This window comes from Mycobacterium sp. 3519A (assembly GCF_900240945.1).
In the GTDB taxonomy this organism is placed as follows: Bacteria; Actinomycetota; Actinomycetes; order Mycobacteriales; family Mycobacteriaceae; genus Mycobacterium.
This window is the reverse complement of sequence record NZ_OESG01000013.1, coordinates 1,968,174-1,985,975: the sequence shown is the minus strand read 5'-3', so window position 1 is coordinate 1,985,975 and position 17,802 is coordinate 1,968,174. Positions and strand designations below refer to the sequence as shown.

Sequence of the window (17,802 nt, the reverse complement as noted above, 5' to 3'; positions counted from 1 at the left end):
AATCCTGTTCGAAAAATTGTCAGAGTGGCGCCCGCTCGGTGCTCCTACCTGTAACCGCGGCCCAATCGGGGCAGCGCACGCAGACCAAGGAACCGATCATGACCGCCACCGATCCGAACACCGCCACCATCGCCGCCGCGTGGGCGTCAAGCGAACTCGGCCAGCCGGAGCGGGAGGTCCGCTACGGCTTCCCACCGGCCGATCCGCACATAGTTCAGGAGCGCAGGCCGCAACCGAAGCGGGCCATCCTCGCCGCGGCGCTGGTGGCCGGCGTCATCGGCGGCGCCGTGCTGGGTGTCACGCTGTTCGACTTCGGCGACTCGTCACAACCCCCGATCGTCACACCGGCGCACGAGCGTGCGGTCGTGGTCGGGCCGAGCATTCCGGCGCCTGCACCCGCACCAGTACCGCAGCAGGCACCGGTCATCGTCGCACCCGCACCTGCGCGCGCACCGGCCGCCGTCGCCACGCCGCCCGCGCAGGACACCGCGGTCGTCGAGACCCCGGCCCCGGTTCCGGACTATCCCCCGCTGCCGCCCAAGCCGGACGATTCGACCCCGGAGCCCGAGGACCCGCAGCCCGAACCGCCGGACCCGGTGCCGCCGGTGCCGGACGATCTGGGCTTCAAGTTGCCGGATCCGCCGAAGCCGAAGCCGGATCTGACGCCGGACCTGCCGTTGGCGCCCGCGCCCAAGCCGGACCCGAAGCCGCAACCGCCGAGCCTGCCCGATGTCGGCCTGCAGGCCCCGGTCAAGCCGTAGCGCCATCGGAGTAGGGGGTCGGTGTGATGACCGCAGTACCGCATTGGGAGATCGTGGAGCCGTCCGGAACCGACGGGGACCTGGTTCGGGCGTCCACAGCGGGCGACCGGACGGCGTTCGCGCAGCTCTACGACCGCTACGCCGACCGGCTGCACGATTTCTGCGCCGGCATGCTGGCCGACCGGGACGGCGCGGCGGACTGCGTGCAGGACACGTTCTGCATCGCCGCGACGCGGCTGCCCCAGTTGCGCGACCCGGACAAGTTGCGTCCCTGGCTGTATTCGATCGCCCGTAACGAGGCGCTGCGCCGCATCCGCGGGCGTCGGCGCGAAACACCCTCGGAAGAGCTGCCCGATATGGCTTCAGATGACGCGGGTCCAGACACCCTGGCCGCGCGAACCGAACTCGCCGATTTGATCGCCGCCGCCGCGGGCGGCCTGTCGGACCGCGACCGCTCCGTGTTGGAGCTGGCGTTTCGGCACGGTCTCAGCGGACCCGATCTGGCGCACGCCCTGGACGTCACGCCTGCCACCGCCAACACCATCGTCAAGCGGCTGCGCGACACCATCGAACGGTCGCTCGGTGCGCTGCTGGTGTCGCGGCGGGTGCGCAGCAACGGCGGCTGCGGTGAGCTCGCCGGGATCCTCGACGGTTGGGATGGCCATTTCAATGTCCTGATGCGCAAACGCATTTCGCGTCACATCGAGTCGTGCGCGAGCTGCGACGAGGAGCGTCGGCGGCTGGTCACCCCCGCCGCGTTGCTCGGGGCGGCCCCGGCGTTCATCCCCGCGCCGCAGTGGCTGCGTGAGCGCACGCTCAGCGAGATCGAGTTGACGTCGGCGACGAAACCTCTTGGCGGCAAACGGGACAGGCGCGGTCCACGGGCGCCGGTCGCGGCGTTCGTGGTGGCGCTGCTCGCCGCGGCGGCATTGGCCGTCGCCTGGGTGAACACGCAACCGGCCACGACCGTCCCGCCGCCGATCACGGTCAGCGAGGCAGTGCGCCCGCCTGCGATGCCCGCGCCGCCGGTGATCGAGGTGCCACCGTCCGTGCCCGTCACCCCACCACCGCCGCCGCAGTGGACGCCGCGGGTGGCGCCACCCACATCTGTTGTGCCGCAATCGGTTCCAGAGCTGACGCCAGAGCCAGCCCTTACCGCGTTGGCCGTTGCCCCCGCCACCACCGCCGCCGGGTGGTGACTTCACAGGTCCGGGCGACCTCGCCGCCCCGTCGCCGGGCGGGTCGGCTGTGCCCTAGCCGAGGTTCACGCGCCGCCGACCCTGCTTCCGCCGGTCCTCGTACCGCCGCCGTCGTCGTTGCCGCCAGGGGTCGGCGGGCCGGGGCGCGGAGCTATCACGGTCGGGCTGAACGACATCGGTGGCTTCTGGGACGGCGGCGCGGCGTCGGGTGGCTCAACCGCGGTCGGCGCGGGCGCCTCGGCGGGCGGCTGTTCGTAGGTCGGTGACTGGCTCGGTGGCGCAGGCGAATTCGGCACCACCGGCGGTGGTGGTGGCGGCTGCACGACGGGCGGTGGCGGCACAGGGCTGGGCGGCGCGGGTTTTTCGACGACGGGTTGCGGCGATGGCTCGCTGACCTCGGCGGGGATGATCGCCACCGGATCCTTGTTCAGCCAGGCCAATGTCAGCGCGGCCGAGCCGCCGAGTACGGCGAGCACCACCGCGACCGCTACCGCCCAGCGACGCTTGTGTGGGGTTCGACCGCTCATCGCGCTGTCGTGCGAGACGAGCTGGATGTCGCCAAGTGTCTTGTCGCGCAACCACTCCGGCGCGGGGATGAACACCGGTGCGGCGCCGAGCAGTGCGGCCGGGCTGACCAGGCGTCGTCGCTCGTCGTCGCAATTGGGACACGACTCGATATGCCGAGAAATCCGTTTGCGCATCAGCACGGTGAACTGGCCGTCCCAGTTGGCCAGCATCTGGTCGAGTTCTGGGCAGTTGCCCGCCCTGCCGCGCACGCGCCGGGCCACCAGCAGCGCACCCAGTGACCGTTCGATCGTGCCGCGTAACCGCTTGACGATGGTGTTGGCGGTGGCCGGCGTAACCCCGAGCGCGTCGGCGAGGTCGGAACCGTTGAGGCCGTGGCGATACGCCAGGTCGAACACCGCACGGTCACGGTCCGACAACCCGCCGGCGGCCTCGGCCAGCATCTCGGCGAGTTCGGTGCGGGCGGCCACGGTGTCCGGTCCGGCGTCCTCGGACTGGACGTCGGGTAACTCGTCGGTCGGTGTCTCGCGGCGCTGTTGCCGGAGCCGGCGCAGCGCTTCGTTGCGGGCGATCGAATACAGCCAGGGCCGCAGCTTGTCGGGGTCACGCAGTTGGACCAGGCGCGTCGCGGCCAGGCAGAAGGTGTCCTGCACGCAGTCGGCGGCGCCGTCACGGTCGCGCAGCATGCCGACGCAGAAGTCGTAAAGCCGATCGGCGTAGCGGTCATAGATCTGGGCGAACGCCGCTTTGTCGCCCGCGACACTGCCGCTCACCAGTTCGGCGTCGGTGTTGCGCGGATCGACAAGGTTCCAGTCAGGAATCGCGGTCATTACGCCTCCTGCCAGGCAACTCCCTCACCAATTGGAGCAGCTGAGGACGTCACGCGCAAGGTTGGTGAATTTGCTGCCGACTGGGAGGAAACCTCCTCGCGAAAAAGTGTCAGCATGCCGCCGCGACGGCGCTCCTACCTGTGAAAGGCCAGCTCGAGACCACCGAGATAGGAGCACTACGTGACAACCGCCGTTTGGGATCTGATCTTGTCGGTCGCCTTGTTGTACTGGGCCGGGCGCATGAGGACCGAGGCGCGACGCGTGCAATCGGGCTGGATTGGCCGGACGACCGCGCTGTGGAGCACGAAGAAGAGCCGGTCGGGCACTCATGAGCGGTTCGCGAAGACGTGCCGCCGAGGGCTCGCAGTGCTGGGCGGTATCTGCGTGTGCATCGGCGCAGTGTTGACCCTTGTCTGGTCGATCGTCTGGCTTCGCGATCTGTACGCCGCCGCGGTGCACAACGAGTTTCGCGCCGAACTGTTCACCGACTTGCCGCATGTGTTCTTCGGGTTGGCGTACCTGGCCTTCGGTGCGGTGGCCATCGACACTCACCGCGCCCTGGCCCCGGCCCGGCAAATCCGATGACGCACAGCACCATCCACGCCCGCAACGCCAGCCAGTCGACGAAGGAGCAGTTCATGCCGAGCATTCAGACCCTCAAGAAGGTCTTCATCCCCGCCGCACTGGTTGGGTTGATGATTCCGCTGAGCGCCTGCGTCGCAGGATCCGACGCCAAGGTCGCCGAGCCGGTCGCGCTCACCGCCACCGCGAGCGAATGCACGGACGTCGACGCGCCGATGCTCGACATTCCGGCCGCCGGCGACACCGAACCGCGGCTGCGGATACCGCAGCCGTCGGGGTGGCGGCCCACCACCGAACTCGACGAAGTCGACGAATCCGTTCGTTTCGCCATCGCGACCGGCGACGGACAGCGCCCTCAGGAGGTCGCAGTCGTGACGGTGGAGCCAATCCCCGATCTGGATGTGCGAATCATCTTCGACGACTACCGGGCTCAGCTGGAGGACATGCTCGCCGCCAAGGACCTGTCGATGACCGTGCGGGCGACCGCCAGCACCGTCTGCGGGCGGCCCGCCGAGACGCTGGCCGTCACCAATCAGGCCGTCGGCGGACGGCACGGCGCGCCCGCCACTCAGCTGGTGGTGGTGGCCGAGGGCGCCGACCAGACCTGCCTGGTCACGCTGGTGACGACCGCGGCACCCGACAGCGCGAAGTCCGAACACGACGTCGCGACGATCTTGGCGGGGTTCGCGGTGTTGCCGCCCGCGGGGAGCCGGTTGTGACGGCGGCTAGACCGTGCCGGGCACCAGCCAGTGCCCGGAGAACGCGCGCCAGCCGACGAAGGCCAGCCGCAGCACCATGAAAGTGCTTAGCCCGGACCAGATTCCGAGCAGACCCCAGCCGAACGCCAGCGAAAGCCAGATCAACGGCAGGAACCCGACCAGTGCGCTGATCAACGTGGCGTTGCGCATGAACTTCGCGTCGCCCGCACCCAGCAGCACCCCGTCGAGTGCGAATACGATTCCGGCGACCGGCAATTGGGCCACCATGAACCACCACGGCACCCCGATCGCAGCGAGCACGGACCGGTCGTCGGTGAACACGCTCGGGAACACCGACGCCCCGACCGCGAAAACGCCAGCCAGCACCGCGGCGGCCAGCGTCGAGAAGATCGTCACCCGCCACGCGACGGACTTCGCGTGCGCCAACTGGCCCGCGCCCAGCGCCGCGCCAACCAGGGACTGCGCGGCAATCGCCAGCGAATCAAGCACCAGCGCAAGGAAATTCCACAACTGCAGCACCACCTGGTGTGCCGCGACGGCGGCCGCGCCGAACCGGGCGGCCACCGCGCCCGCCGACACGAAGCAGGCCTGGAAGGCCAACGTGCGCAGCACCAGGTCGCGACCCATCACCACCTGCGCCCGCAGCACCGCAGGCTGTAAGCGCAGCGGCACCCCCTCGGCGAGCAGCGAGCGGATGAACAACACGGCGGCCAACCACTGCCCCACCAGGTTGGCGACCGCCGACCCGGCCAACTCCAGCCGCGGCAGGCCGAGCCAGCCGTACACCAGCAGCGGACACAACACCGCGGACAACCCGAAGCCCACGACGACGTAACGCAGCGGACGTACGGTGTCCTGCACGCCGCGCATCCAGCCGTTGCCCGCCGCCGAGACCAGGATGGCGGGCACACCGAAGATCGCGATCCGGATCCACGGCATTGCCTCGTCGGCGATTTCGCCGCCCGCCGCCAGCGCGGACACCAACGGCACCGCGGCGGCCTGCACCGCCGCCACGATCGCCGCACCCAACCCCAGCGCCAGCCAGGTGGCCTGCACACCCTCGCCGACCGCCGCCGCGCGGTCGCCCGCACCGAAGAACCGCGCCGAGCGCGCGGTGGTGCCGTAGGACAAAAACGTCATCTGCGAACTCACCGTGGCCAGCACCAGCGCGCCGATCGCGAGGCCGGCCAACGCCAGGGCGCCCAACCGCCCGACGACCGCGATGTCGAAGAGCAGATAGATCGGTTCGGCGGCGAGCACCCCCAACGCGGGGAACGCCAACGCGGCTATCCGGCGGCCGGTGGCCGGAATCACCGCGTCAGCCAAGAGCGGTGTACAGCGCCCGGACGACGTCGTCGACGGATCCGGTGGCCGAGTACCCCGCGGCATGCGGATGGCCACCGCCACCGAACGCGCTCGCGATTTCCGCGAGGTTGAGAGACTTGGCCCGCATCGACACCGACCAGTGGCCCGGCTCGATCTCCTTGAACACCGCGGCCACCTCCGCCTGCTGGGTGGTGCGCACGATGTCGACGATGCTCTCGACTTCCTCGGGCCGCGCGTTGGCCCATTCCTGGTGTCCCACAACGGCATACACCAGTCCGCGACCGCCGGCCGCTTCGGGAACCAGCTGCGCCGAGGCCAACACCCGCGACAGCATGGGCAGCCAAGCGAACGGATGCGTGTCCAGCAGTGTGCGACTGATCGAGGCGTTGTCCACCCCGAGCTCCACCAGCCGGGCGGCCAGCCGGTGCGCGCGGGCGCTGGCCCAGCGGAACGATCCGGTGTCGGTGGTCAGCCCGGCGTACAGGCAGTGCGCGACATCGATGTCGATCGGCTTGCCCCAGGCGTCGAGCAGCTCGGCGACCAGCATCGTGGTCGAGTCGGCCGACGGGTCCACATAGTTGGCGGTGCCGAACAATTGGTTGGAGGCGTGGTGGTCGATGACCAACACCTCGCGGCCCGGGTCGGCGAGCTCGCCGAGTGCGCCGAGCCGGTTCACGCTCGGAATGTCGACGGTGACGACGAGGTCCGCGTCGCGGGGCATCGCGTCCGGGTGGACCAGCAGGTGCCCGCCGGGCAGCGACTGCAGCGATTCGGGCAGCAGCGCGGGCGCGGCGAAACTCACCTCGACCGACTTGCCCGTCTGTTCGAGCACCAATGCCAGCGCCAGCCCCGCGCCGATGGTGTCGGCGTCGGGATAGATGTGGCACACCACGCTGACGGTGGCGGCCGCGTCGAGCAGCTTGGCTGCTTGGTGCGCGTCGACGCGCATCCCCGTGACAGGCGGGGCGTCAGTCATCTTGTCGATTGCGGTCACCGGTGTCCTCAGCGTCAAGCTCGTCGTGCAAGTCCCCGCCCGAACCCTCGGCCCCGCCCTTACGGTACGGGTCTTCGTCGCCGGCGTGCTTGGCACCCTGCCGAACTCTTGCCAAATCCTCATCTGCGGCACGCGCGCGCGCCAGCAGATCTTCCATCCGGTGTGCCGCATCCGGCACGGTGTCGCGTTCGAAGGCCAGCGTCGGGGTGAACCGCACCCCGAGCGCTGCGCCCACTTTCGTTCGCAGAACGCCCTTGGCCTTCTCCAGCGCGGCCGCCGCCCCGGCGTAGTCCGGCTCGTCTTCCAGATTGCGGCCGATCACGGTGTAGTACAGCGTGGCGTCGTGCAGATCGCCGGTCATCTTGGCGTCGGTGATGGTGACGCCGGCCAGCCGAGGATCCTTGATCTCGTACTCGATCGCCGAGGCGACAAGGGTGGAGATGCGCTTGGCAAGCCGTTTCGCCCGTGCGGGGTCGGCCATTTAATCGACGCTCCTACCCACGCTCTTTTTCCACGAGCTCGTACGTCTCGACGACGTCGCCTTCCTTGATGTCGGAGTACGTCAGCGTCAGACCGCATTCGTAGCCCTCGCGGACCTCGGTGACATCGTCCTTCTCGCGGCGCAGTGACGAAACGGTGAGGTTCTCCGCGACCACGACGTTGTCCCGCAGCAGCCGCGCCTTCGCGTTGCGGCGGATGATGCCCGATTGGACCAGGCAGCCGGCGATGTTGCCGACCTTCGACGACCGGAAGATGGCGCGGATCTCGGCGCGGCCGAGTTCGCGTTCTTCGTAGACCGGCTTGAGCATGCCCTTGAGCGCGCTCTCGATCTCGTCGATGGCCTGGTAGATCACCGAGTAGTAGCGGATCTCCACGCCTTCGCGGTTGGCCAGCTCGGTGGCCTTGCCCTCGGCGCGGACGTTGAAGCCGATGATGATCGCGTCCGAAGCCGACGCCAGGTTGACGTTGGTCTCGGTGACGCCACCGACGCCGCGGTCGATCACCCTCAGCTCGACTTCGTCGTCGACCTGGATGCCCAGCAGGGCCTCCTCGAGCGCCTCGACCGTACCGGCGTTGTCGCCCTTGAGGATCAGGTTGAGCTGACTGGTTTCCTTCAGCGCCGAATCCAGGTCCTCGAGGCTGATCCGCTTGCGGCTGCGGGCGGCCAGCGCGTTGCGTTTGCGCGCACTGCGCCGGTCGGCGATCTGGCGGGCGATGCGGTCCTCGTCGACGACGAGGAAGTTGTCACCGGCGCCCGGCACCGACGTGAAGCCGATGACCTGCACCGGCCGCGACGGTAGCGCCGCCTCGACGTCGTCGCCGTGCTCGTCGACCATGCGGCGCACGCGGCCGTAGGCGTCGCCTGCCACCACCGAGTCGCCGACGCGTAGCGTGCCGCGCTGAATCAGCACAGTGGCCACCGGGCCGCGACCGCGGTCCAGGTGCGCTTCGATCGCCACGCCCTGGGCTTCCATATCGGGGTTGGCCCGCAGATCCAGCGAGGCGTCGGCGGTCAGCACCACTGCCTCGAGCAAGGCCTCGATGTTGGTTCCCGCCTTGGCCGAGATGTCGACGAACATCGTGTCGCCGCCGTACTCCTCGGGGATCAGCCCGTACTCGGTGAGCTGCCCGCGGATCTTCTGCGGATCCGCGCCTTCCTTGTCGATCTTGTTGACCGCCACCACGATTGGCACTTCCGCGGCCTGCGCATGGTTGAGCGCCTCCACCGTCTGCGGCATCACGCCGTCGTCGGCGGCGACCACCAGGATCGCGATGTCGGTGGCCTTCGCGCCGCGGGCACGCATGGCGGTGAACGCCTCGTGACCCGGGGTGTCGATGAAGGTGATCGGCCGGATCGTGCCGTCGAGGTCGACCTCGACCTGGTAGGCGCCGATGTGCTGGGTGATGCCGCCTGCCTCTTCCTCGCGGACGTTGGCCTGACGGATGGTGTCCAGCAGTCGGGTCTTGCCGTGGTCGACGTGGCCCATGACGGTCACCACCGGCGGACGGGTCTCGAGGTCCTCCTCGCCGCCTTCGTCCTCGCCGTAGGTGAGGTCGAACGACTCGAGCAGTTCGCGGTCCTCGTCCTCCGGGGACACGACCTGCACCTTGTAGTTCATCTCGCTGCCGAGCAGTTCGAGCGTGTCATCGCCGACGGACTGCGTGGCGGTCACCATCTCGCCCAGGTTGAACAGCGCCTGCACCAGCGAGGCCGGGTTGGCGTCGATCTTCTCGGCGAAGTCGCTCAGCGATGCGCCGCGGGCCAGCCGGATGGTCTCGCCGTTGCCGTGCGGCAGCCGCACACCACCGACGACCGGCGCCTGCATGTTCTCGTATTCGGCGCGTTTCGCCCGCTTCGACTTGCGGCCACGCTTCGGCGCGCCACCGGGACGACCGAACGCACCTGCCGCGCCGCCGCGTTGACCTGGGCGGCCACCGCCGCCCGGGCGACCGCGGTAACCACCGCCGCCACCCGCGGGTGCACCGGCTCCGCCACCGGCGCCGCCGCCGCGGTAGTTACCGCCGCCGCCACCACCGCCGGGACGACCACCGGTGCCTGCACCGGGACCGCGACCGCCGGGGCCGGGACGGGGGCCGCCGGTACGCGCGCCGGGACCCGGGCGGGGTCCGCCTGGACGCGGCGGCATGTTGCCCGGCGACATGCCGGGTCGAGGGGCACCCGGCCGCGGGGCGCCGGGACGCGGCGCCTGCGGGCGGGGAATCGGCCGGTCGACCGGCTGCTGTGAGGAGAACGGGTTGTTGCCCACGCGCGGGGTGCGCGCTGCGGGCTTGGGCGCGCCGGGCGTCGGGCCGGGCCGCGGACCTGGGGTTGCGCCCGGAGTCGGGGCGGCAGGCCGGGCCGGTGTCGGCGGCGCGGGTGGCGCCGACGCGGCAGCCGCGGGCGGCGGTGCGACCTCGGGCTCCGCCGGTGCTGCCGGCGGCGCGGGCGGCGCGGGTTTGGGGGCGGCCGGCTTCGCGGGCGACGCCTTCGGCTCTGCGGCCTTGGCGGGCGCGCCGTTGCCTGCGGCCGGGACCTTCTCGGCGGCGGGCTTCGAGCCGCCGAACGATTCGCGCAGACGACGCGCGACGGGGGCCTCCACGGTGGAGGACGCGGATTTGACGAACTCGCCCTGTTCGCTCAGCCGGGCGAGAACTTCCTTGCTGGTGACACCGAGTTCCTTGGCCAACTCGTGTACACGGGCCTTACCTGCCACTACATCTCCTGTCTGAGAGGCGACAGCGGTGGTAGGCGCCGCGCCTCGGGTTAGCTATGACGCATGGTCATCGGGACTTCACGGTGTGCTCATGTTCTTCGCTACCTGTTCTCTTGCCGGGTGTATCAAGCGCCTCAACTGCTTTGAAGTGCTCTACCACCGCGGTGATGTCCGGTGAACCGGCGATCCGCAGCGCTCGGACGAATGCTCGCCGCCGAATTGCTGCGTCAAGACACGCCTGCTCGGGATGCAACCACGCACCCCGCCCCGGCAGCTTTCTCGCTGGGTCAACGGTCACGGCGTATTCACCATTCCCGTCGACGGCGACTACCCGAAGCAGTTCGACGGCCAGCTCTCGCTTTCGGCAGCCGACGCACGTCCGCACCGGTCCCCGGGGGGTGTCAGTGGCGGAACGGGCCTCAGTAGCCGAAGTCTCGCGCTGGATCACAGCTGAGTCTACCGTCCCACTGCTTACGAAAAGAAACGGCTCTACCTGGGGTGCCTGCTGGTCCGCCAGCGCGCACCTCAGCACATCTGCCATGCGTCGTCGCAGGGCGAACGCCGGATACGGGCTTTGATCGGGCTGAAGCCACCCAGCAAATGCCGCTGCGCGCCAATTAATGACGCGCGCGTAAATGTCAGCTTTGCTATGCGAAATCGATCCATTCGCGTCACCAATTTTCAGAAATCGGCCCTTCAACCAATTTCCTTGTGTTCAATGTGTTTGCGTTCGCAAGTACCTCGCCCCGGTGGGAACAGGAGGTTCTCCATGTTCGAGTATCGCAAGTCCATTTCTGCACAGAAGGCTTTTTACCCAGTTCTTGCCACCGGCGTCGCAGGGACAGCGACGATCGGAGCCGGCCTCATGCTTATCGCACTTTCGAGTGGTCAGGAGTCGCCGACGGTGGCAATACAGTTGGCGTCGGTCGATTCAGCATTGGTGCCGCAATCGCCTTCCACAAATACGGAATGGTGGTTGCTCAACGGCAGCAACAGCGACGGCAACCGCAACGGCAGCAACCTGATCGGTAATAGTTTCCTGGCTCCGACGCCCAACAGTTTGTTCGGCGGATTCGGGAACGCGTGCGGGTTGGTGTGCAATGGCGCAAACGGCACCGCAGAACACCCGAACGGCCAAAATGGCGGCTTGCTGTTCGGCAACGGCGGCAAGGGCTACAGCAGCACCGACCCCGACGTGGCCAGTGGCAACGGCGGCAATGGCGGGCTGTTCGGCAATGGCGGAGCCGGTGGTAAGGGTGCTCCGGGACAAGCCGGCGGCAACGGCGGCAACGCCGGCCTGATCGGCAACGGCGGAACTGGCGGGGCCGGTGGCGACGGCGTGGCAGGCGCCGACGCCAGCAGCACCGAGCTCGCGACCAATGGCGGGCGCGGCGGTGCCGGGGGCCGCGGCGGCGCCGGAGGGCAGTGGATCGGTAACGGCGGCACGGGTGGAGCCGGCGGCGCCGGAGGCGCCGGGGGTTATGGCGGCGACGGTGCGGATACGACGCTCCCGAGCGCTGCCGGTCAGCACGGCGGAGATGGCGGCAACGGCGGGGACGGCGGGGACGCGGGTGCCGGCGGCGCCGCCATTGGACTCGGTGTGCACGGTCGGACGGGCGCCGGCGGCACTGGCGGCGCCGGTGGTGACGGCGGCACCGGAGGCGCGGGCGGCAATGGCGCGAACGGCGCCGACGCGACTGTCCCGGGTGGCACGGGTGGCGGAGGTCAGGACGGTGGCGACGGCGGCGCCGGGGGCGCCGGTGGTCGCGGCGGCGCGGGCGGCCTCGGGGCCACAGAAGGGAAAGCCGGCGCCGACGGCAACGGCGGTGCGGGCGGCGTCGGCGGACGCGGCGGTGACGGCGGCGCTGGGGCCGACGGTGCCGCCGGACGGACCCCGTCGACACCGGGCGCCGACGGCATCGACGGCCAAAACGGTGGCAACGGTGGGGCAGGCGGCAACGGAGGCCACGGCGGCGCGGGCGGCGCGGGGGCCAATCCCGGTGCGGCAGGAACAGACGGCGACGGCGGCAACGGCGGGGCCGGCGCAAACGGCGGCCGGGGCGGCGACGGCGTCAACGGAGCCAACGGCCCCAACGCGACGACGCCGGGTGGTGACGGTGAAGCCGGTCAGGACGGTGGCGACGGCGGCGCAGGCGGCGGAGGCGGAACCGGCGGTGCTGGCGGCGCGGGGGCCAATCCCGGCCAGGCGGGTGCCGACGGCAACGGCGGGGACGGCGGCAACGGCGCGTCAGGCGGCAGAGGTGGCAACGGAGCGCACGGCGCTACCGGACAAGCGGGGTCGACACCGGGCGCCGACGGCGCTGACGGCCAGGTCGGTGGCAACGGCGGAGACGGGGGCAACGGCGGCAACGGCGGTAAGCCTGGTGCCGGCGTGATTTCCGGCGCGGCAGGCGCAAACGGCTCAGGCGGGAACGGCGGCACGTCAGGGGCCGGCGGCGACGGCGGTGATGGCGCCGACGGCGCAAATCAATCAGGCCCACGCGCTGTCGGAGGCAACGGCGGCGACGGCGGTAACGGCGCTCCCGGTGGTAAGGGCGGCTCCGGTGGCGCCGCTGGTACCGGCGGGGCCGCAGGCACCGGCAGCGCAGGAAGCGATGGCGTCGACCTGCGCGGAGGTTTCGGCGGCAACGGCGGCAACGGTGGCAGCGGCAATGCGGTGGGCCGGGGGGCGGACGGGACAGGCGGCGCAGGCGGCGCGGGCGGCGACGGGTTCGGAGCAGGCGGCGGCGGAAACGGCGGCAAAGGCGGCACCGGCACCGGAAGCGACCCGTTGCTGGGAACCGGCACGGGCACGGGTGGCAAAGGTGGCGCGGGCGGCAACAGCCAGAGCGGTCAGGGCGGTCAGGGCGGTCAGGGCGGCGGCGCCGTCGCCGACGGCCTCGCACAAGGTGGCAAAGGCGGCAAGGGCGGTAACACGGACGCCACGAGCGGCGGCGGCGCAGGTGGCGCAGGCGGCACTGCCCAGAGCAACAGCAACAAAGGCGCTGTTGGCGGTAACGGCGGCAACGGCGGATCACCCGGTGGCAAAGGCGGCGAAGGTGGTAAGGGTGTCACCCCGAACGGCACCGGCGTCAACGGCAACAACGGCGCCGACGGCTGACTTACGCCGTTCGGGCGGCTCGGCTCAGCCGTCGTGAACCGCGCCTCGAGCCTTGCCCGACTCGGTATCGGGCCCGGGGGCTGGGGCCGCGTCGCTGCGGATGTCGATGCGCCAACCGGTCAGCCGGGCCGCCAGTCGGGCGTTTTGGCCCTCCTTGCCGATCGCCAGCGACAGCTGGAAATCAGGCACAACGACCCGTGCCGCGCGGGCCGCCTCGTCGATGACCGACACCGAGACCACCTTGGCCGGCGACAACGCGTTCGCGACGAACTTCGCGGGGTCGGGGTCGTAGTCGATGATGTCGATCTTCTCCCCCGACAACTCGCTCATCACGTTGCGGACCCGCTGGCCCATCGGACCGATGCAGGCGCCCTTGGCGTTCAGCCCTGGCACCCGCGACGTCACCGCGATCTTCGAGCGGTGCCCGGCCTCGCGGGCCACGGCCACGATCTCGACGGACCCGTCGGCGATCTCGGGCACCTCCAGTGAGAACAGCTTGCGCACCAGATTCGGATGTGTGCGCGACAGCGTGATCAGCGGTTCACGGGCGCCGCGGGTGACGCCGACGACGTAGCAGCGCAGCCGGTCGCCGTGCTCGTAACGCTCGCCGGGGACCTGCTCAGCCGCCGGGATGACGCCCTCGGACCCCTTTGTCTCGCTGCCCATCCGGACCACCACCAGACCGCGGGCGTTGGCGCGGGCATCGCGCTGGATGACGCCGCCGACGATGTCGCCCTCGCGGGCCGAGAATTCGCCGTAGTTCTTCTCGTTCTCCGCGTCGCGCAGTCGCTGCAGGATCACCTGGCGAGCGGTGGTCGCCGCGATGCGGCCGAAACCCTCTGGGGTGTCGTCCCATTCGTGAATGACGTTGCCGTCGTCGTCGGTCTGCCGCGCGATCACCTTGACCACACCGGTCTTGCGGTCGATGTCGATGCGGGCGTCGGCTTCGTGGCCCTCGGTGTGCCGGTATGCGGTCAGCAGCGCTGACTTGATGGTTTCCACGACGACGTCGACGGAGATGCCCTTGTCGGCCTCGATGGCGTGCAACGCCGCCATGTCGATGTTCACGCTGAAGCCTCCTTCCCCCGTTGCCCCGCCAACTCCAGCTCGCGCTGGTTTGGCGGCGAAAACTCAACCTGCACAATGGCATTGGTGATCGCGTCGACAGGAAGCTCACGCACCGAGAAATCGGCCCTCGCGCCCTCGCGAACCACGAGTCGCACAGTGCCGTCGCGCAATTCGCCGAGTCGCCCGGTCAGTTGCGAGCCGTCGGAGAGCGTGACCTCGACCTTGCGGCCGCGTGCGCGGCGGAAATGCTTCTCAGTGGTCAGGGGGCGGTCGACGCCTGGCGAGGTGACCTCCAGCACGTAGGGCGGCGAGTCGACGCGCTCCAGCGCAGCGGACGCCGAGCGCGACAGCGCGGCGATCGAATCGAGATCGAGGGGTTCATCGCCGTCGGCGACGACGGTGATCCTTGGCGGGCGCGCGGCGGTGTCGATCACCACGTCTTCGATCTCGTAGCCCGCTTGCGCGAACTCTCCGTCGAGTAGCTCGATCACCTGTTTCTGCGACGGTAATCCCGCAGACCGCTCCGTCACGGCGAGCTCCTCATCTTGAGTTGTCCGGACACGATTCCGCGCGGCGCAGCTTGGAACCGTCTATCAACGATACGCCAGCGCAGCGGCCGCACGCGGCAAACGCGCAGCGGCGTGCAGCGAATGCACAGACCGCGGGAAATGGCAGGATGTTGCACGTGCCGAGCCCGCCGCCGACCGTGAGCAGACGTCAGATGTTGTTCGGGGCCGTGATGCTGGCGTTGCTTGGCGGCGCCGTCGCCGCGTGCGGCGAGCCGCCGCCGCCTGCTGAGGTCGCCGAACTCGCCGCGCAAGTCGACCGGGCGCGCGCCGACAGTCAACTGGCCACCGACGCCGCGTCGGCCACACCGCCGCCCCCGGCTGCGCAGGCGCTGACAGCGGTCGCTTCCGAGCGCGCCGCGCATGCGCAGGCGTTGTCCGACGAGCTGGTCCGGATGGCAGGCAGCAAGGCGCCGACCGCGACGACGACCACGACCACCACCGCAGCGGCCGACGCGAAAGCGCCCACGACCGCGGATGTGATCGCGGCGCTGCGTCAGTCGGCGGACGCCGCCACCGAATTGGCGGCCAAACAATCCGGCTATCGCGCCGGTCTGCTGGCCTCGATCGCCGCTTCCTGCACCGCGGCCTACACCGTCGCACTGGCCCCGGCGAAGGCAGCGCAATGACGTCTCCGGAGCCCACCACCACCACGCCCACCACCACGACCACGACGACCTCATCGCGGGCCGCCGAGCCCGCCGCACCGGGGCGGCCGTCCAACGCGGCGGACGGTGCGCTGTTCGACGCGATCGCCACCGAGCACGCGACGATCTACGGCTACGGGTTGGTGTCGGCGCATTCCACGCCCGACGTCAACGACCTGGTCTCCGACGCGATGGCCGAGCACCGGGACCGCCGCGAGGCTGCCATCGCGATACTCGAGGCCCGCTCGATCGATCCGCCGCTGCCTGCCGCCGGCTACCAGCTGCCGACCGAAGTCGACAACCCCACTGCCGCCGCCAATCTCGCGGTGCGGATGGAAGAGGACGCCGCGGTCGCGTGGCGCGCCGTGGTGGAGCAGGCGACCGACGAGAAGACCCGATCCTTCGGGGTGACCGCGCTGACGCAGTGCGCGGTGCGGGCCGCCCAGTGGAGCAAGGTGCTCGGCATCTCGCCGATCACCGTGGCGTTCCCCGGCGGCAGCGAGTAGTTACGACGCCAACGCCGCCGCGATGTCGGCCGCCGCGCTGGTGACCGGGATCTGCTGCGTCTCGCCGGTGAACCGGTTGCGCAACTCGACGACACCGTCGGCCCAGCCGCGGCCCACCACGACGATCCACGGCACGCCGAGCAGTTCGGCGTCCTTGAACTTCACCCCGGGCGAGGCCTGCCGGTCGTCGAGCAACACCTCGACGCCCAGCCCGTCCAACGCCTCGGCCAGTTCGGCGGCGCCTGCCCGCGCGGCCTCGTCCTTGTTCGCGATCACCACGTGCGTGTCGAACGGCGACACCGACGACGGCCACCGCAAGCCCAGCTCGTCGTGGTGCTGTTCGGCGATCACGGCCACCAGCCGCGACACCCCGATGCCGTAGGACCCCATGGTCAACCGGACCGGCTTGCCGTCCTCGCCGAGCACGTCGACCTCGAACGCGTTGGTGTACTTGCGGCCGAGCTGGAAGATGTGGCCGATCTCGATGCCGCGGGCCGACACCAGCGGGCCCGCCCCGTCCGGTGACGGGTCGCCGTCGCGCACCTCGGCCGCCTCGATGGTGCCGTCGGCGACGAAGTCGCGTCCGGCGACCAGGCCCACCACGTGCTTGCCGGGTTCGTCGGCACCGGTGATCCACGACGTGCCGTCGGTCACCCGCGGGTCGACGAGATAGCGAACTCCGTTGGCCAGCAACCCTTTCGGGCCGATGTAGCCCTTGGCCAAGAACGGGTACTTGGGCCAGTCGGCGTCTTCGAGCAGCGCGTACTCGGCGGGATCAAGCGCGGCCCCGAGCCGTTTCTCGTCGACCTCCCGGTCGCCGGGCACCCCGATCGCGAGCAGTTCCCAGTCGCCGCCGGGTTGGCGCGTCTTGAGGACGACGTTCTTCAGGGTGTCGGCGGCGGTCACCTCGCGGTCCAGCGCGGTGTTGGCCCACTCGACGAGCGTGGCGATGGTCGGGGTGTTCGGGGTGTCGTACACCTTGGCCTCGGGCTGGCCCTCGATCGGCAGCGGGTCGGGCGCCGCGGTCACCACGGCTTCGACGTTGGCGGCGTAGCCCGATTCCAGGCACCGCACGAAGGTGTCCTCGCCGATCTCGCTTTCGGCCAGGAATTCCTCCGATGCGCTGCCGCCCATCGCCCCGGACACCGCGGAGACGATCACGTAGCGCACGCCCAGTTCGGCGAAGATCCGCTGGTATGCGTCGCGGTGCCGCTGATAGGCGGCCTCGAGTCCGGCGTCGTCGACGTCGAAGGAGTACGAGTCCTTCATCAGGAACTCGCGCCCGCGCAGGATGCCCGCGCGCGGCCTGGCTTCGTCGCGGTACTTCGTCTGGATCTGGTACAGCAGCACCGGAAAGTCCTTGTAGCTGCTGTACTCCCCCTTGACCGTCAGCGCGAACAACTCTTCGTGCGTCGGGCCGAGCAGGTAGTCGTTCTTGCGCCGGTCCTGAAGCCGGAACACGCCGTCGCCGTACTCGGTCCACCGGTTGGTGACCTCGTAGGGCCCCTTGGGCAGCAGCGCGGGGAACAGAATCTCCTGTCCGCCGATGGCGTTCATCTCGGCGCGCACGATGTTCTCGATCTTGCGCAGGACGCGCAGGCCGAGCGGCAGCCAGCTGTAGAGCCCTGGGCCGACCGGGCGGACGTAGCCGGCCCGGATCAGCAGCTTGTGGCTGGGCACCTCGGCGTCGGCGGGGTCGTCACGCAGGGTGCGCAGGAACAGCTCGGACATGCGGGTGATCAC

The 17,802-nt window shown here is 70.0% G+C and carries 16 protein-coding genes; 7 read left to right on the top strand and 9 right to left on the bottom strand.

Translation table 11 applies throughout. From position 1 onward, the window contains the following. Positions 1–98 precede the first annotated feature (98 nt). Both C1A30_RS17435 and C1A30_RS35800 read left to right on the top strand, forming a co-directional pair. Positions 99–761 (top strand): hypothetical protein, encoded by a 663-nt coding sequence (locus C1A30_RS17435; protein ID WP_142392619.1) that lies wholly within the window; start codon positions 99–101, stop codon positions 759–761. A gap of 26 nt (positions 762–787) precedes the next feature. Next, positions 788–1,960 carry an RNA polymerase sigma factor gene (locus tag C1A30_RS35800; RefSeq protein ID WP_200828291.1) on the top strand — a complete coding sequence of 391 codons (1,173 nt, stop codon included), beginning with the start codon at positions 788–790 and terminating at the stop codon, positions 1,958–1,960. Between the two features lie 65 nt (positions 1,961–2,025). Here the strand turns inward: C1A30_RS35800 and C1A30_RS17420 are convergent, their stop codons facing one another. Then, positions 2,026–3,315: a sigma-70 family RNA polymerase sigma factor gene (locus C1A30_RS17420; protein WP_101949441.1), complete on the bottom strand. Its 1,290-nt coding sequence runs from the start codon at positions 3,313–3,315 to the stop codon at positions 2,026–2,028. Between the two features lie 180 nt (positions 3,316–3,495). On the opposite strand from C1A30_RS17420, the gene C1A30_RS17415 reads away from it, so the two are divergent. Beyond that, a complete protein-coding gene (locus C1A30_RS17415; protein WP_101949440.1) occupies positions 3,496–3,900 on the top strand; it encodes a hypothetical protein in 405 nt (134 codons plus the stop codon). Further along, the gene (locus C1A30_RS17410) at positions 3,897–4,616 is read left to right on the top strand and encodes an LpqN/LpqT family lipoprotein (protein ID WP_101949439.1); all 720 of its coding nucleotides are present in this window, start codon (positions 3,897–3,899) and stop codon (positions 4,614–4,616) included. Before C1A30_RS17415 ends, C1A30_RS17410 begins: the two co-directional genes overlap by 4 nt. Before the next feature lie 6 nt (positions 4,617–4,622). Here C1A30_RS17410 and C1A30_RS17405 read toward each other — a convergent pair whose 3' ends face one another. From C1A30_RS17405 to C1A30_RS17385, 5 genes are all read right to left on the bottom strand, one after another. Beyond that, positions 4,623–5,942 (bottom strand): MATE family efflux transporter, encoded by a 1,320-nt coding sequence (locus C1A30_RS17405; protein WP_101949438.1) that lies wholly within the window; start codon positions 5,940–5,942, stop codon positions 4,623–4,625. Next, positions 5,935–6,936 (bottom strand): bifunctional oligoribonuclease/PAP phosphatase NrnA, encoded by a 1,002-nt coding sequence (locus C1A30_RS17400; RefSeq protein WP_369974132.1) that lies wholly within the window; start codon positions 6,934–6,936, stop codon positions 5,935–5,937. Before C1A30_RS17400 ends, C1A30_RS17405 begins: the two co-directional genes overlap by 8 nt. After that, complete coding sequence (gene rbfA / locus C1A30_RS17395; protein ID WP_101949436.1) at positions 6,911–7,417, bottom strand: 30S ribosome-binding factor RbfA; 507 nt, start codon at positions 7,415–7,417, stop codon at positions 6,911–6,913. The genes C1A30_RS17400 and rbfA overlap by 26 nt, the downstream gene beginning before the upstream one ends. Before the next feature lie 13 nt (positions 7,418–7,430). Continuing rightward, positions 7,431–10,151 (bottom strand): translation initiation factor IF-2, encoded by a 2,721-nt coding sequence (gene infB / locus C1A30_RS17390; protein ID WP_101949435.1) that lies wholly within the window; start codon positions 10,149–10,151, stop codon positions 7,431–7,433. Between the two features lie 67 nt (positions 10,152–10,218). Beyond that, on the bottom strand, positions 10,219–10,692 hold the full coding sequence (locus C1A30_RS17385; RefSeq protein ID WP_369974131.1) for a YlxR family protein: 474 nt from the start codon (positions 10,690–10,692) through the stop codon (positions 10,219–10,221). Between the two features lie 435 nt (positions 10,693–11,127). Here C1A30_RS17385 and C1A30_RS36435 point away from each other — a divergent pair, with 435 nt between their 5' ends. Then, positions 11,128–13,272 carry a PGRS repeat-containing protein gene (locus C1A30_RS36435; protein WP_160112764.1) on the top strand — a complete coding sequence of 715 codons (2,145 nt, stop codon included), beginning with the start codon at positions 11,128–11,130 and terminating at the stop codon, positions 13,270–13,272. 24 nt (positions 13,273–13,296) lie between these two features. On the opposite strand, the gene nusA is transcribed toward C1A30_RS36435, so the two are convergent. After that, positions 13,297–14,340: a transcription termination factor NusA gene (nusA, locus tag C1A30_RS17365; RefSeq protein ID WP_101949433.1), complete on the bottom strand. Its 1,044-nt coding sequence runs from the start codon at positions 14,338–14,340 to the stop codon at positions 13,297–13,299. Continuing rightward, positions 14,337–14,870, bottom strand: coding sequence for a ribosome maturation factor RimP (gene rimP, locus C1A30_RS17360; protein WP_101949432.1), 534 nt, complete (start codon positions 14,868–14,870; stop codon positions 14,337–14,339). The genes nusA and rimP overlap by 4 nt, the downstream gene beginning before the upstream one ends. Positions 14,871–15,016: 146 nt before the next feature. Between rimP and C1A30_RS17355 the strand changes: the two genes are divergently transcribed. Then, complete coding sequence (locus tag C1A30_RS17355; protein WP_101949431.1) at positions 15,017–15,535, top strand: hypothetical protein; 519 nt, start codon at positions 15,017–15,019, stop codon at positions 15,533–15,535. Further along, complete coding sequence (locus tag C1A30_RS17350; protein ID WP_101949430.1) at positions 15,532–16,059, top strand: ferritin-like domain-containing protein; 528 nt, start codon at positions 15,532–15,534, stop codon at positions 16,057–16,059. The genes C1A30_RS17355 and C1A30_RS17350 overlap by 4 nt, the downstream gene beginning before the upstream one ends. Here C1A30_RS17350 and C1A30_RS17345 read toward each other — a convergent pair whose 3' ends face one another. Further along, a complete protein-coding gene (locus tag C1A30_RS17345) occupies positions 16,060–17,802 on the bottom strand; it encodes a proline--tRNA ligase (RefSeq protein ID WP_101949429.1) in 1,743 nt (580 codons plus the stop codon). It abuts the gene before it with no gap.